The following is a 14,621-nucleotide window of genomic DNA, read 5'->3' on the forward strand; positions in this document are numbered from 1 at the left end:
TTAGTACCTCGGCTTTCTATCGATTATTTCATCTAAAAATTGTATATAGTGTTTGTAACGATATTTTTTTATGTCTCCTGATTCAACAGCATCCTTGACAGCACATTTAGGCTCTTTGACATGCATGCAGCCTCTGTATTTACAACTATCTTGAATTGCTACAAATTCAGGGAAACAACTTGATAATTGTTCTTTCTCCATTAATTCAAATTCAAATGAACTAAATCCTGGTGTATCCGCTAACAAGCCATCACAAACTGCGATTAACTCCACATGCCTGGTTGTATGTTTCCCCCTGCCTAACGCCTCAGAAATTACACCTGTTTTCAAGTCTAATGAAGGCAAAATCGTATTGAGTAATGTCGATTTCCCAACACCTGATTGTCCCGCTAACACAGTTACTTTTCCTTTTAATAAAGGAGCTATTTTCTCATCAAACAATGGGTCGTCTTTATAAGTCATTAAAATCGTATAGCCTATTTGTTCATATTCTTTCGTATACTCGGCAATCGTTTTTTCCATTTGTTCATCCATTAAATCACTTTTAGTTAAACAAATAATAGGTTCTATCTGGAAAGATTCTAATACAACTAAAAAGCGATCTAATAATATGGTGTTAAAATCTGGTTCTTTTATCGAAAAAACTAAAATTGCTTGATCAATATTTGCGATTGGAGGTCGAACTAGACTATTCTTACGCGGATGAATTGCATCAATAGTACCGTTATTATTGCCTTCTACTGTGTAGTCCACAAAATCTCCAACTAAAGGTGATTCTCCTCTATTTCTTAAAATACCTCTTCCTCGACAAGCTATTAATTGATCATTGTCATATACATAATAAAATCCGCTTAATGCTTTTCTTATTTGAGCTGTTGACATTCGTAACCTCCCTATTTTATATCCTCATACGTAATTGTTTCCTCTGCAATAACTCTTTTATTTACTTCTATACGATACGCTGCTTTTTGACCTTCACTAATTTCGAGTTTAATTTGTCTTTCCACAGTTTTCGTCAATACAAACTCTTCTACTGGCTCTGCCATTGTTCTCGTTTTATCTTGAATATAAATTCGAACAACTTGCTTTACCACTTCCGCTGGTGGTAATTTTTCTGGTTCTGGTTCTGGTTCTGGTAATACTGGTTCTGGTACTATTGGGTCTGCCTCTATCTCTAATTCATCTACTACATTTCCTTCTACAACTTCTTCCTCAACATCCTCCACTACTTCTTCTGTTTGTGGCGCTAGTGCTTCCGGTGCTTCTTCATAAGGAATTGTTATAGATTTTACAAATAGTTTTGAAGCTTTGGCTTTGGGACCACCTGAAATCACTACTTCAATCGTGCTCCCAGGTTCAACTTTTGTATTTCCGGTTGGTGTTTGAGTCATCACATTTCCACTAGGAATATTATCAGAGTTCCTCGTTTCAACAATTTCAATTGTAAACCCAGAAGAGTTTTCATAATCACTTAGTGCTTTTTCGTTAAAACCTGTTAAATCCTTTACTCTTTGTAATTCCAGACCTTTACTAACTGTAAATATTAATTCTGTTTCAGAAGGAACTAGTTCTGTTCCATCTTCCGGAGTTTGTTCTAAAATAATTCCAACTGGTTGATCTGAAAACTTCTCTACTGTTTTAATTTCTTTTAAACCTTGATTTTGAAGAAGAGTTTTTACTAGATCTATATCCCTACCTCTATAATCCGCGATGACAGAAGTCTCTTTTCCAGAAGAAATATATATGCTAATCTCCGTTTCTTTATCACGAATTTTTCCAGCTTCTGGAGTTGTCCGAATGACAAAATCCTCTGCAATTTCTTCTGAATACTCTTTTGTTTGCTCACCAACAATAAAGCCCTCTGCTTCTAATTTTTTAATCGCTTCTGCTAATTCTAAATTAGATACATTTGGTACTTCTATTTTTTCTGCTTTAAATATACCAGGGAAAGCAATAATTACAATCATTGCTATTAGTAAAATACTAGCTAAAACCCCACTAATTACCTTCCATTTCTTCTTTTTCTTTTTGTCTTTACTATCTTCTACTACAGAAGGTTTTACAGATATTTTCTTTGTTTCTGAAACTTCATCAAAAGATATAGGTTCCTTAATAACTGGAAGTACTTTCGTTGCCCCTTCATCAAGTTCTACCACAAATTTTTCTTCATTCGCTCTTTCTGGAGTCATAGCAGTTGCCAAATCAGCTTCCATTTCCTCTGCAGTTCCATATCTGTCTCTTGGGTCTTTTGATGTCGCTTTTATGACAACATTCTCTAAACTTTGTGGAATAGAAGGTAAAATTGCACGAATAGATGGCGTCTCTGATTGAAGATGTTTTAATGCAATCGACACTGCGGATTCACCAGAAAATGGTAGTTCTCCTGTTAAGAGTTCAAATAATACAATCCCAAGTGCATATATATCTGATTGCTTAGTTGCAGTTCCACCACGAGCTTGTTCTGGAGACAAATAGTGAACGGTACCTAATACGGAATTTGTTTGTGTATAGGATGTTGCACTTAATGCCATCGCGATACCAAAATCGGTAATTTTCACTTTTCCTTCTTCATCCAGAAGAATATTTTGTGGTTTTACATCTCGGTGAACTATATTATTGTTGTGAGCGTCTGCTATTGCCGATGTTAATTGTTTCATGATTGTTATACATCGATTAGGTGAGATCGGTGAATTATTTTGTATGTATTCTTTTAATGTTTCCCCTTTTACATACTCCATGACAATATAATGGATATCCCCATCTTCACCAACGTCGTAAATATTTACAATGTTAGGATGTGTAAGGCTAGTTGCAGATAATGCCTCTCGTTGAAAACGTCGATGTAACTCCTCTTGATTGGAAAAATCATACCGTAACACTTTCATCGCTACGTCACGATCTAAAATCATATCATGCGCTAAATAAACGTTAGACATTCCACCTCCACCAATCATGTCTAACAATTTATATCTTCCACTAATTCGTTTTCCAATAAGCACCCTTACACCTCCTCATCTACGTTAGAAAGTAAGATAAGCGAAATATTATCTTCACCACCAGCACTGTTAGCATCATTAATAAGGGATACTCCTTTTTCTTCTAATGACATGGTTGAGAAAAGAGTTGATTGTATAGTTGCTTCACTTAATTTGTTGCTTAAACCATCCGTACAAAATAGAAAATAGGAATTCGCTTGAATATTAACTTTATAAAAATCTGGATGAATAGTTTTTTCAGTTCCAACCGCTTTCATTAATACATTCTTTTTTGGATGTACCTTGGCTTGCTCTTCGTTAATTTCACCAGAATCTAAAAGAGCATTTACGTAAGAATGATCTCGTGTAATTTGCTCCACTTTTTGATCAGTTATACGGTATACTCTGCTATCTCCTACATGTGCTATAACTCCTGTTTTGCCATAAAATAATCCTGCTATTAGCGTTGTTCCCATTCCCTCACAGCCTACATTTTCTGTAGAATGTTTAATAACCGATTGATTAATCGATTGAAATGCATAATTTAACCATTCTTTTGCTTCTTCTGTAGTTGAAATAGCATTTTCATCTATGGTAGAAAAATATTTATGAAATTCAGAGACAGCTATTTCACTTGCTACATCTCCAGCATTATGGCCTCCCATTCCATCTGCAATTACAGATAGAATGACACTGTCATTATGTTCAAAAACATCGACTCGGTCCTCATTTACAGTTCTTCTTATTCCTACATCAGTTTTTACAACGAACTTCATTTATACGTTCACCTCGTTTTGGTTTAACAAGAAACTGCAGTTAGTTCTTTTTGTGTAATGCGGCAACATAAAAACCATCGCTTCGTAAGTCTTGTGGGAAAAGCTGAAGAATGCCGTCTTTAGGTTGTTCTTTAATGTTTTTAATAACTTCCGGGAAAGCTTGAAGTTCCATATCTGGGTGCTCTTGTAAGAATAATTCTGTTGTTCCTTCATTTTCTTCACGATCTACTGTACATGTACTATAAACTAGAATACCATCCGGTTTAAGTAATTTATAGGCAGATTCCAACAAATTAAGTTGTATTGGTTTAAGCGTTGTAAAATCCTTTTCACTTTTCGTATATTTAATATCAGGCTTACGTTTCATAACACCAAGGCCACTGCAAGGTGCATCAACTAAAATACGGTCGAATGATTCTTCAGGATAAACTTCTAGTGCTTTTCTGCCATCCATTTCCACTGTTTCAATAAAACTAAATCCAAGTCTGTCAGCGTTTTCTTTCACTAGCTTTAATTTATGTTGGTGAATATCCATAGCCACTAATTTTCCAGTGTTTTTCATTTTTTCTGCAATATGTGTTGTTTTCCCACCAGGAGCAGAACACATATCGAGTACTGTCATTCCTGGCTCTGCTTGTAATACATATGCTGGGATCATCGAACTTTCATCTTGAATCGTAACAAACCCTTTTTCAAAAGCAGTTGATTTAGCAGCTTGTCCATTAATCAAATATATACACTCTGGAATTATATTACTTTGCGCAACAGTATAACCTTCTTGCGTAAATAATGAAAGCACCTGCTCTACAGTTCTTTTAAATAAATTAACACGTAAAGTTTGTACAGGAGGTTCATTATTTTCTATTAACATTTTTTCAGTCGTATCAAAACCATATTGTGAAACAAAACGCTTCACCATCCATAGCGGATGACTCGTTTCAATAGAAAGTCTTTCTACATCATCGGTAATTTCTTCCGTACTACGAACTCCTTCTCTTAAAATAGAACGAAGGATGCCGTTTACTGCTCCAGAGATCCCTTTATGGCCTCTTTTTTTCGCAATATTTACTGCCTCATTTACTGCAGCATGGTCTGGAATACGATCTAAATAATGAATTTGATAAAGGGAAAGTCTCAACAATTGTAATACCCAATCATCTAATTTCCCTTTAATGAACGGTTGTAAGTAATAATCTAATGTCATTTTATATTGAAGTGTCCCGTATGTTAATTCCGTTAACAGTGCACGATCTTTTGGGTCAATCGCATATTTTTCAATCGTTTGATGTAATAATAAGTTACTGTATGCTTGCTGTTTTTCTACGGCCATTAATATAGTTAGTGCAGCATCTCTTGTATTTCCAATAGATATTTTTTCGGCTTTTTTAGTCATTCAAATGTATCTCCTATTCGTAATTTCGATCCAACGCCACGTAGGTAGTCTTCAGCAGACATTTTTTTCTTACCAGCAGGCTGTAATTCGTTTACTCGTATCGCTTCTTCAAAACCGGTTTGAACAATAAAATAATCCGATTCAATTTTCACTACGGTACCTGGTTGCTCTTTTGTATGTGTATTGATCGTGTCTGCTTTCCAAATTTTCACTGTTTGCTCTTCCAAAATTGTATAAGTAACAGGCCATGGATGCAATCCTCTAATTTGATTATGAACTTGTAATGCAGATTTTTCCCAATCAATACGTTCTTGTTCTCTTGAAATATTTCTTGCAAACGTCACAAGTGATTCATCTTGTTTTAATCGATTGTTTGTTCCAGAAATGATAGATGGTAATGTTCCTTTTAATAAATCAGATCCCACTTTACTTAATTTATCAAATAACATACCTGTGTCATCATTATGTTCGATAGAAATTTCACTTTGCGCAATAATATCACCTGCATCCAGTTTTTCTTCCATATACATAATAGTTACACCCGTTTTTTCTTGTCCATCTATAATTGATTGATGAATCGGTGCTCCACCTCTATATGCTGGTAAAAGAGATGCATGAACATTAATACAACCAAGCTTTGGAGCATCTAGCAATTCTTTTGGTAATATCTGACCAAAAGCAGCAGTAACAATTATATCTGCATTCAATTTAACAATTTGTCCAAGTTCCTCGGAGCCCTTCAGTTTTGTAGGTTGAATAATTGGAAGGTTTAGTTTCAGGGCCTCTTCTTTCACAGGTGGAGGAGTTAAGACTTTTTTTCTACCTACGGGACGATCAGGTTGTGTCACAACAGCTAGTACATTATAACCTTCATCTACTAGCATTCGTAATATCGGAGCAGAGAAAGCTGGCGTTCCCATGAAAACAATCGATGTCATTCCATTACCTCCTCTTGTTCTAATTCTTCTAACTCTACATAACGAATAACTTTTGTAGTAAACAACACGCCATGTAAGTGGTCTATTTCATGTAAAATGGCTCTTGCTTCGTAATCTTCTGCTTCTAGTTCATACAAAGAACCATCACGATCTTGCGCCTCTACTTTTACATGAAAAGGACGCTCTACTTCTCCATATATGTCAGGGAAACTTAAGCAACCTTCCACTTCTATTTCGGAGCCACTAATTTCAACGACCACTGGATTAATCAGTTCAATTACTTCTTGCCCTTCTCCTAAATCAACAATTGCAACTTGGATTGTTTCTCCAACTTGTGGAGCTGCAATGCCAATGCCATCGGATGCAATCATCGTGTCGTACATATCATCTAAAAGTGTTGTCAGTTTTTTATCGAAATTCACTACTTCTTTACATTTGGTTGTTAGTAGTTCATTTGGGTGTGTAATAACTTGTCTAATTGCCATTTCTTTTCCTCATTTCATACAGCTTATAAAATTGCGGATGGATCTAGGTCTATGGATAAAATAATCCCTTTTTTCATCCAATCCGAACGATATATTTTAATTAATTGCTGTAATTTCTCGATTAATATTGGTTCTTTTTTGTATTTTATCAAACATTGATAACGATATCTATTTTGAATTTTGCTAATTGCACAAGCGGTAGGACCTACCACCATTGTTGTAGAAGATAAATTACCTCGTAACCAATCTGTAGCAAGTTTTGCATACTCAGAAGCAATCATGACGTTTTCATGTGTCACTTGAACAAGCGTCAAATAATAGAACGGAGGATACTCATATTGTTTACGAACTTGCATTTCTTTATGATAAAAAGGTTCATACATCTGAGATTTAGATAGCTCAATCGCATAGTGCTCGGGAGTATAGGTTTGTATATATACTTCCCCCTCTTTATCGTGTCTCCCTGCTCTTCCACTTACTTGTGTCATCAACTGAAAGGTTTTTTCCGATGCTCGAAAATCAGCTAAATGTAGGGTTGTATCTGCATTTAATACTCCTACAAGTGTAATGTTTGGAAAATCTAATCCCTTTGCAATCATTTGAGTACCAAGTAATATGTCTGCTTCTCCGTCACCGAACTGCTTTAGTATACGTTCATGTGAACCTTTCGTTCTCGTTGTATCGACATCCATCCGAATAACCCGAGCGTAAGGAAATAGTTTAGTAATTTCTTCTTCCACTTTTTGCGTACCTGTTCCAAAAAAACGAATATGTTCACTGGAACACTCCGGACAGATCGTCGGAACCGGCTCTTCATGACCACAATAATGGCATTTTAGTTGCTCATTAAAGCGATGATAGGTTAACGAGATATCACATTGATCACACTCTACTACCGTTCCACAATCACGGCAGAGGACAAAGGAAGAAAAACCTCGTTTGTTTAAGAAGAGTACAATTTGTTCTTTCTTTTCAAGCTTTTCTCTAAGCGCATCTGCAAGATCGACACTAAACATCGAACGGTTTCCATTTTTAAGTTCTACGCGCATATCGATAACATTCACAGTCGGCAATGGTTGCTCTTTTGCTCGCATACGTAATGTTAATAATGTATAAACACCTTTTGAAGAACGAGCGTAGGATTCTAATGAAGGAGTTGCACTTCCAAGAATGACCGGGCAATTATGAAATTCGCTACGCCAAATCGCTACATCTCTGGCGTGGTACCTAGGATTGTCCTCTTGTTTATATGTAGATTCATGCTCTTCATCCAAAATAATGACGCCAAGATCCCTAAAGGGTGCGAATATAGCAGACCTTGCCCCTACTACAACCTTCACTTCTCCACGCCATATTTTGCGCCATTCATCATACTTTTCACCGATAGATAAACCACTATGCATTACTGCAACTTCCTCACCAAAACGTAATTTAAATCTACGGGTCATCTGAGGAGTAAGTGAAATTTCTGGAACAAGCATAATTGCTTGTTTTCCTTTAGAAATAGCTTTTTCAATTGTATTCAAGTATATTTCCGTTTTTCCACTACCCGTAATACCGTGTAGTAGAAATGTAGTATGTTCTGCATTGTCTTGGGCACTATTTACCTTTGAAAGTGCAAATTCTTGCTCTTTAGTAAGCTGAAATCGATGATCTATTTCATTATGTTCTAATGAATTAATTTCCCGATATACTTCTTTTTTTTCTTTTTCTAAAATATTTTTTTCGATTAAGGCTTTTACAGTACTACTAGTTGCTCCTGCTAACGCACTAAGTTCTTGCAATGTATATGAAGTTTGTTCCTGTACTAATAACCACTCAATCAATTCTTTTTGTTTTACAGCTTGTTTTTTAAGACCAGCTAGTTGTGTTTGAATATAATCTTGATCAGGTGAAACTTTATATTTCACAATCGTTTTAGCTCTAGCTTGTTGCTTAATAATCGTTTCTAACTCGACACTGCCATTTGTTAGGTACTTCTTCATTAACTTCAACAGTCCTGCTTTTTCTACAACATCATAAGGAACCGATTCTTTTTTTCCAAAAAGACTTAAAAACTGGTCATCCACTGCTTGATATTCGATTAACTTGATATTCTTCTTATAAGATGCACGCAAAGCTGCTGGCAGCATTACTTGAAGAGCATCAATTTCAAAACAAAGCGTTTTATTTGTCAACCACTTCGACAATTGTAATAGCTCTTCAGTAATGACTGGTTCCACATCAATAATGGAATGTATTTCTTTTAGCTTAGATTCATCGAAATCTGATTGCTCTTTTACATTTGTGATAAATCCTTGTACTTTTCGATTTCCAAAAGGTACATGTACCCTACTACCTCGTTCTACTATTGATACAAATTGTTCTGGAACGATATAGTCAAACGGACGATCGACTGAAAAGGTAGAGACATCCACAATTACTTCCGCTATCATTTTTTCACATCATTTTCTAAGTGAATAATCGTTTGCAACAATTGAAGAGCAAGCTCCTTCTTGGTCATATATGGAAAATGCATTTCTATATTGTTTTTCCCAACTAACGTAACTGCATTTGTATCTGTACCAAATCCAGAACCAACTTCTGTTACGTCATTTGCAATTATATAATCCGCATTTTTTTTAACTAATTTACCTTTTGCATAGTGGACAACATCATTTGTTTCAGCAGCAAATCCAATTAGTAATTGGCTAGTTTTTCTATTGCCCAGCTCAGCAAGAATATCAGTAGTACGCTCCAAAACAATTGTCGATTCTCCAGATTGCTTTTTCATTTTTTGAGCATGAATTTCTATTGGTCGATAATCAGCAACTGCTGCAGTTTTAATGACCATAGATGCTGAATCAAAATGTTCAATTACTGCTTCAAACATATCTTGAGCACTCTCTACTTGAACAACTTGAACACCACTTGGAGGGTCAATACCTACAGGTCCTGATATAAGTGTTGTTTGAGCTCCAAGTTTCACTGCTGCTTCTGCCATTGCATAGCCCATCTTACCACTAGAAAAGTTTGTAAGAAAACGAACAGGATCTATTCTCTCTCTAGTAGGTCCAGCTGTTACCACCACTTTTTTTCCTTGTAATGGAAGATCTTTCGGAGCAAAATATCCCTCGACTAAATGCACAATTTTTTCTGGTTCTTCTAATCGACCTTTGCCTATATATCCACATGCCAAAAAGCCCTCTGAAGGTTCAATGAATGAATATCCATCCTTCGAAAGCTGATCTATGTTTCGAATAACTGCTGCATTTTCATACATATGTACATTCATGGCAGGTGCAATCCAAACTTTTTTTGTCGTTGCGAGTAATGTAGTCGTTACCATGTCATCTGCAATTCCATTTGCAAGCTTCCCAATCACATTTGCAGTAGCAGGAGCAACGATTATTAAATCTGCCCAATCTGCTAAATCGATATGTGCAATGACACTCGCATCTTTTTCATCAAATGTATCAAAATACACTTCATTTCTAGACAATGCTTTAAAACTTAATGGCTGTACAAATTGCATAGCTGATTGTGTCATAATTACTTTCACATTTGCACCAGCTTGCGTTAGTTTACTCACTAGCGCAACAGCTTTATAAACCGCAATTCCACCAGTAACACAAACAACAATTTTCTTAGCAGTTAACACGGCTGCTCCTCCTTTTTAAACAACAACCTCCCAAAGAAATGTTGACTCTTTGGGAGGTTGTTGCTTTAAAAATATTATACTTCGTCTTTATAAATTATGTTCTTTCCAGGTGATAAGTTAATAAGTGCGCCAGCAGCAATTTCTTCTAACGCTTTCCCAACTTGCTTATGTGATACGTATGAAGTTAAGCGTTCTCCACCATCTTCTTGTAACTGTCGAGCTCTTTTTGAAGCTACACTCACTAGTGAGTATTTTGAATCAATTTTTGTTTTTAAATGATCTACTGATGGATATAACATTTATACTTCCCCTTCCAACATAGCTAAATATCTTTTTTCAACACGCTCACGTCGACAATGTTCTGCAGCAACTATAGCATTTATCTTGCCACATGCTTTTGCTACTTCATCATTCTCCACAACGTAATCATACAAATGCATCATTTCTAGTTCTTGCCTAGCAGCTTGAATTCTAGAATTAATAACATCTTCCGTTTCTGTGCCTCTCCCAATTAGTCTTTGTTCTAATTCGGACAAGCTTGGTGGTGCAAGGAAAATAAATAAAGCATTTGGTGCCTTTTCCCGAACTAGCGCTGCTCCTTGAACTTCTATCTCCAAGAAAACATCACGTCCAGAATTGAGAGTTTCATTTACATAATCAATTGGAGTACCATAGTAATTGCCAACATAAGCGGCATACTCTAATAATCTTCCTTGTTCAATCAACTCTTCAAAGTCTTCTTTCTTTTTAAAGAAATAATCTATCCCGTCAACTTCTCCCTCACGAGGAAGTCTAGTCGTCATGGAGATAGAATATTCATAGTTTGTACCTGGTTCTGAAAACAGTTCTTTTCTCACTGTTCCTTTACCTACTCCAGATGGACCTGATAGAACGATCAATATACCTTTTTCTCTGCGCATAACTTCTCCTTCAATACATTCGTAATCCGTCTGTCTATTTGATCAACATGGTTTACATACTTTACTGATTATAACACAAGTTCCCTTTAAAATGATAAGATATTATGAAAAGTATAAGCGACTATGTCTGCCCCGACAGGCAAATGGCGAATCGCGAGGTGGCAGCTTCTCAGCCACCAAAGTCGATTACCCATTTGACCCCGAGGGGCAAGTCGCTGGAACTAGACAGATACTAAGTAAAAAAGCTACACTTTCCTATTAAGTAGAAAAGGTAACTCGCTTATTTTGACCCATTATGGCTAAGCGATGAAGCCAGACAGAAAATAAAGTTTTGAAAGAGGACAAATTATGGCTTTTGATGGTTTATTCACAAGATCAATGACAATTGAATTACAACAACTAGTAACAGGACGTATTTCTAAAATACACCAACCAAACGCACAAGAAATATTAATGCACATACGTGCACAAGGCAAAAACTTCAAATTATTATTTTCTGTGCACCCTTCTTATTCGCGTGTTCAGATTACAAATGAAACAATCGATAATCCTGCAACACCCCCTCTATTTTGTATGGTATTACGTAAACATATAGAAGGTGGTGTGATAGCATCTATTCGTCAGCACGAAACTGACCGTATTATCATTTTCCAAATTCATAGTAAAAATGAAATTGGCGATGATATGACAAGAGAAATCCATATGGAAATAATGGGACGTCACAGTAACTTACTATTAGTCGATCCAAGTCGAAATCTTCTTTTAGAAAGTATTAAGCATTTATCACCTTCCATGAATAGTTATCGGACGATTTTACCAGGTCAGCCATATTTAGCACCACCCGCTCAAAATAAACTACATCCATTTGAAATAACAGATGAATTAGTAAAAGTTATTCAATCAGTAAACGAATCAAGCGAAATCGTAGAGCAGATTTCTGGGTTTTCACCATTACATGCGAAAGAATTACTACACCGTTTTAATGAAACAACAGAACGTCTAGAAGTGTATAAAGCATATATGAAAGAATTTGAACAAGGTGGTTCTACAAAACAAATTGTAGATGTAAACGGAAAAACTTTTTACTCTCCAAATGCGTTAACTCATTTAGTTGGAGACAAATATGATGAAGAAACTCTAGGCAACCTATTAGACCGCGTGTATTTTGCAAAAGCGGAACGTGACCGTGTAAAACAACAAGCCGGGGATTTAGAAAGATGGCTTCTAAACGAATTAAGCAAATTGAAGCTGAAAATGAAAAAGCTGAAAAAAGACTTTGAACAAGCCGAAAACTTAGATACATTTCTACTGTATGGTGAACTGTTAATGGCAAATGCCTATGCAATTGAAAAAGGTTTAAAGGAAGTCGAGTTAGTTAACTACTACGACGAAAACGAAAAAACGGTGCTTATTCCATTAGATATTAGAAAAACAGCTTCACAAAATGCACAAAGGTACTATAGCCGCTATTCAAAGGCAAAAACTGCCTTGCTAAAAATTCAACAACAATTTGACATTACAAAAGATGATATTACGTATTTCGAATTACTGCTTCAACAAGTGATGCAAGCTTCTCCAACGGACATTGAAGAAATTCGAGAAGAATTAATCGAGCAAGGTTTGTTAAAAGCTCGAGCTTCTAAAAAGAAGAAAAAGCCGACGAAACCGAGTCCTGAAAAATTCATCGCTTCAGACGGTACTGAAATCTCTGTAGGGAAAAACAACAAACAAAATGATTTTGTTACGTTTAAACTAGCAAGAAAAACAGACACATGGCTCCATACAAAGGATATCCCAGGATCCCATGTTGTTATACATTCCGACAATCCATCCGAAACAGCATTACTAGAAGCAGCCAATCTTGCAGCATATTTTAGTAAAGCACGTGAATCGGCTTCTGTGCCAGTTGACTACACAGTAGTTAAACAAGTGAAAAAACCGAGTGGTGCGAAGCCAGGGTTTGTGATTTATTTTGAACAAAATACGGTGTTTGTTACGCCGGATGAAGAGATGATCAGACAGATGAAGAAATGATAAAAGGTTATCAGAATGGCGTAGTAGCCGCTCTGATAACCTTTTTCAATTTATTTAAGCAAATCCGACAACTCTGTTAAAGTTATCAGAGCGACAACCTCATACCCCTTTCCATCCCCAAGAGGTTTCACAACTACAGTTCCCATGTCTGGAATTTGATTCAAACCAAACGCTTTTGGAAAACTGTGCGCGATAATAACCTTATTAGTTCCCAGTGGTGGTATGATTTCTAGTGCTGATTGAAGGGCTTTTAATATTCTTTCCTGTTCTCTTTCGTTCAAATGACCGCTCAACTTATATATTTCACCCCAGAAAGGATCGACTTGGACATTTTCTTCTCCGAAAGCCAATTCAGCAGTCTCTCTTGCTCTGCAAAAAGGACTCGCAAGGACAGGAAAATTAACAGGGATATATAGACTACGAAGTATCTCTCCATAGCTTACGGCTTGTCTTTTCCCATTTCCAGACAAATTTCGTTGTGTAGAACAATTTTGAAAGTCTATATTCGCTTGATCTTCTCCCACGGTTGATTCCCCATGCCTTGTATACAAAATATATCCTCCATTAAGAAGCAAATTAAGCAACGGTTTAACCTCTCGACTGATTTGAGTATTATTTTCAGCTGATTCTACCATTTTTGTATATGGTATCAGCGAGCCCGCTATCATTGCTTTGTATCGAAATGCAAGTGCTTTATTAAAAAATTGCTGCTCCCCATATTGATAAAATAAGGCCGGATTGTTTACAGATGCCATTTTTAAACGTTTGAATTGGTCTTCCTGTGCAAAATGGAACAATGCCCATTGTTCTATACGTTGATTTATACCCTCACATTGTTGGTCAATCAATTTAATTTCTCCTTCAAATTAGCTTTTCTTGACTACTTCAATCTATGTAATCCATCTTGAAATGTTAATTATGTTAGCCTATTCGATATAAAAGATGAATCCATAGGTTTATTAGACTATCCCACGTGATAAAGAAAATATGCATAGAAAAATTTCATTACATACTGCATCAATATGAGTAAAGTTTCATTCCCAAGAAAGACTAACAAAAAAGGAGTGAAGAAAAATGGCAAAGAAGAATAAGATATTAGTCCCCTCTGCTCGCGGCGAGTTAGACAAACTCAAGTCCCGAGTTATGAAAGAGCAAGGTTATAACGTAGATACTAGCAATCCAAATGATGTAAAATACGAAATTGCAAATGAACTAGGCATTCCATTGAATAAGGGATATAACGGTAAACTTACAGCTGAACAGCTGGAAAAATAGGTGGACCGATTGGCGGTAACATGGTGAAAGAAATGATAAGAATGGCTCAAGAACAGATGATGAGAAAATGAAATAGCAGCTGATCCAACAAATTAGGATCAGCGGCTACCTTATTGTATAACTAGAACGAAATAATTATTCCGCCTTTTCCGGCATATATTTGCATTTAAATTAAAAAAGAACTA

General features: G+C 36.1%; 12 protein-coding genes and 1 pseudogene. 2 read left to right on the forward strand and 11 right to left on the reverse strand.

Features of this window, described 5'->3' with window-relative positions; genetic code table 11:
• The 10 genes from rsgA to gmk form a co-directional block, all read right to left on the reverse strand.
• Entirely contained in the window at positions 1-882 is an 882-nt protein-coding gene (rsgA, locus tag C7437_RS05325) for a ribosome small subunit-dependent GTPase A (protein WP_111438582.1), read from the reverse strand.
• 11 nt (positions 883-893) lie between these two features.
• Complete coding sequence (pknB, locus tag C7437_RS05330) at positions 894-2,999, reverse strand: Stk1 family PASTA domain-containing Ser/Thr kinase (protein WP_111438583.1); 2,106 nt, start codon at positions 2,997-2,999, stop codon at positions 894-896.
• A 2-nt stretch (positions 3,000-3,001) separates the two neighbouring features.
• Positions 3,002-3,751, reverse strand: a complete 750-nt coding sequence (locus C7437_RS05335) for a Stp1/IreP family PP2C-type Ser/Thr phosphatase (RefSeq protein WP_111438584.1) — start codon at positions 3,749-3,751, stop codon at positions 3,002-3,004.
• A 40-nt stretch (positions 3,752-3,791) separates the two neighbouring features.
• A complete protein-coding gene (gene rsmB / locus C7437_RS05340) occupies positions 3,792-5,144 on the reverse strand; it encodes a 16S rRNA (cytosine(967)-C(5))-methyltransferase RsmB (protein ID WP_111438585.1) in 1,353 nt (450 codons plus the stop codon).
• The gene (gene fmt, locus C7437_RS05345) at positions 5,141-6,082 is read right to left on the reverse strand and encodes a methionyl-tRNA formyltransferase (protein ID WP_111438586.1); all 942 of its coding nucleotides are present in this window, start codon (positions 6,080-6,082) and stop codon (positions 5,141-5,143) included. Before fmt ends, rsmB begins: the two co-directional genes overlap by 4 nt.
• Positions 6,079-6,567 (reverse strand): peptide deformylase, encoded by a 489-nt coding sequence (def, locus tag C7437_RS05350; protein WP_111438587.1) that lies wholly within the window; start codon positions 6,565-6,567, stop codon positions 6,079-6,081. Before def ends, fmt begins: the two co-directional genes overlap by 4 nt.
• Positions 6,568-6,590: 23 nt before the next feature.
• Positions 6,591-9,002 (reverse strand): primosomal protein N', encoded by a 2,412-nt coding sequence (gene priA, locus C7437_RS05355; protein ID WP_111438588.1) that lies wholly within the window; start codon positions 9,000-9,002, stop codon positions 6,591-6,593.
• Entirely contained in the window at positions 8,999-10,207 is a 1,209-nt protein-coding gene (gene coaBC / locus C7437_RS05360) for a bifunctional phosphopantothenoylcysteine decarboxylase/phosphopantothenate--cysteine ligase CoaBC (protein ID WP_111438589.1), read from the reverse strand. The genes priA and coaBC overlap by 4 nt, the downstream gene beginning before the upstream one ends.
• Before the next feature lie 74 nt (positions 10,208-10,281).
• Positions 10,282-10,506 carry a DNA-directed RNA polymerase subunit omega gene (gene rpoZ, locus C7437_RS05365; protein ID WP_111438590.1) on the reverse strand — a complete coding sequence of 75 codons (225 nt, stop codon included), beginning with the start codon at positions 10,504-10,506 and terminating at the stop codon, positions 10,282-10,284.
• Positions 10,507-11,127, reverse strand: coding sequence for a guanylate kinase (gmk, locus tag C7437_RS05370; RefSeq protein ID WP_111438591.1), 621 nt, complete (start codon positions 11,125-11,127; stop codon positions 10,507-10,509). It abuts the gene before it with no gap.
• Between the two features lie 348 nt (positions 11,128-11,475).
• Here gmk and C7437_RS05375 point away from each other — a divergent pair, with 348 nt between their 5' ends.
• A complete protein-coding gene (locus C7437_RS05375; protein ID WP_111438592.1) occupies positions 11,476-13,161 on the forward strand; it encodes an Rqc2 family fibronectin-binding protein in 1,686 nt (561 codons plus the stop codon).
• A gap of 50 nt (positions 13,162-13,211) precedes the next feature.
• Here the strand turns inward: C7437_RS05375 and C7437_RS05380 are convergent, their stop codons facing one another.
• Positions 13,212-14,009, reverse strand: coding sequence for a histidine phosphatase family protein (locus tag C7437_RS05380; RefSeq protein WP_342767765.1), 798 nt, complete (start codon positions 14,007-14,009; stop codon positions 13,212-13,214).
• A 226-nt stretch (positions 14,010-14,235) separates the two neighbouring features.
• Between C7437_RS05380 and C7437_RS05385 the strand changes: the two are divergent.
• Positions 14,236-14,507, forward strand: a pseudogene (locus C7437_RS05385) (alpha/beta-type small acid-soluble spore protein).
• The last annotated feature ends 114 nt before the right edge of the window (positions 14,508-14,621 follow it).

The sequence above is a fragment of the Psychrobacillus insolitus genome (genome assembly GCF_003254155.1).
Lineage (GTDB): Bacteria > Bacillota > Bacilli > Bacillales_A > Planococcaceae > Psychrobacillus > Psychrobacillus insolitus.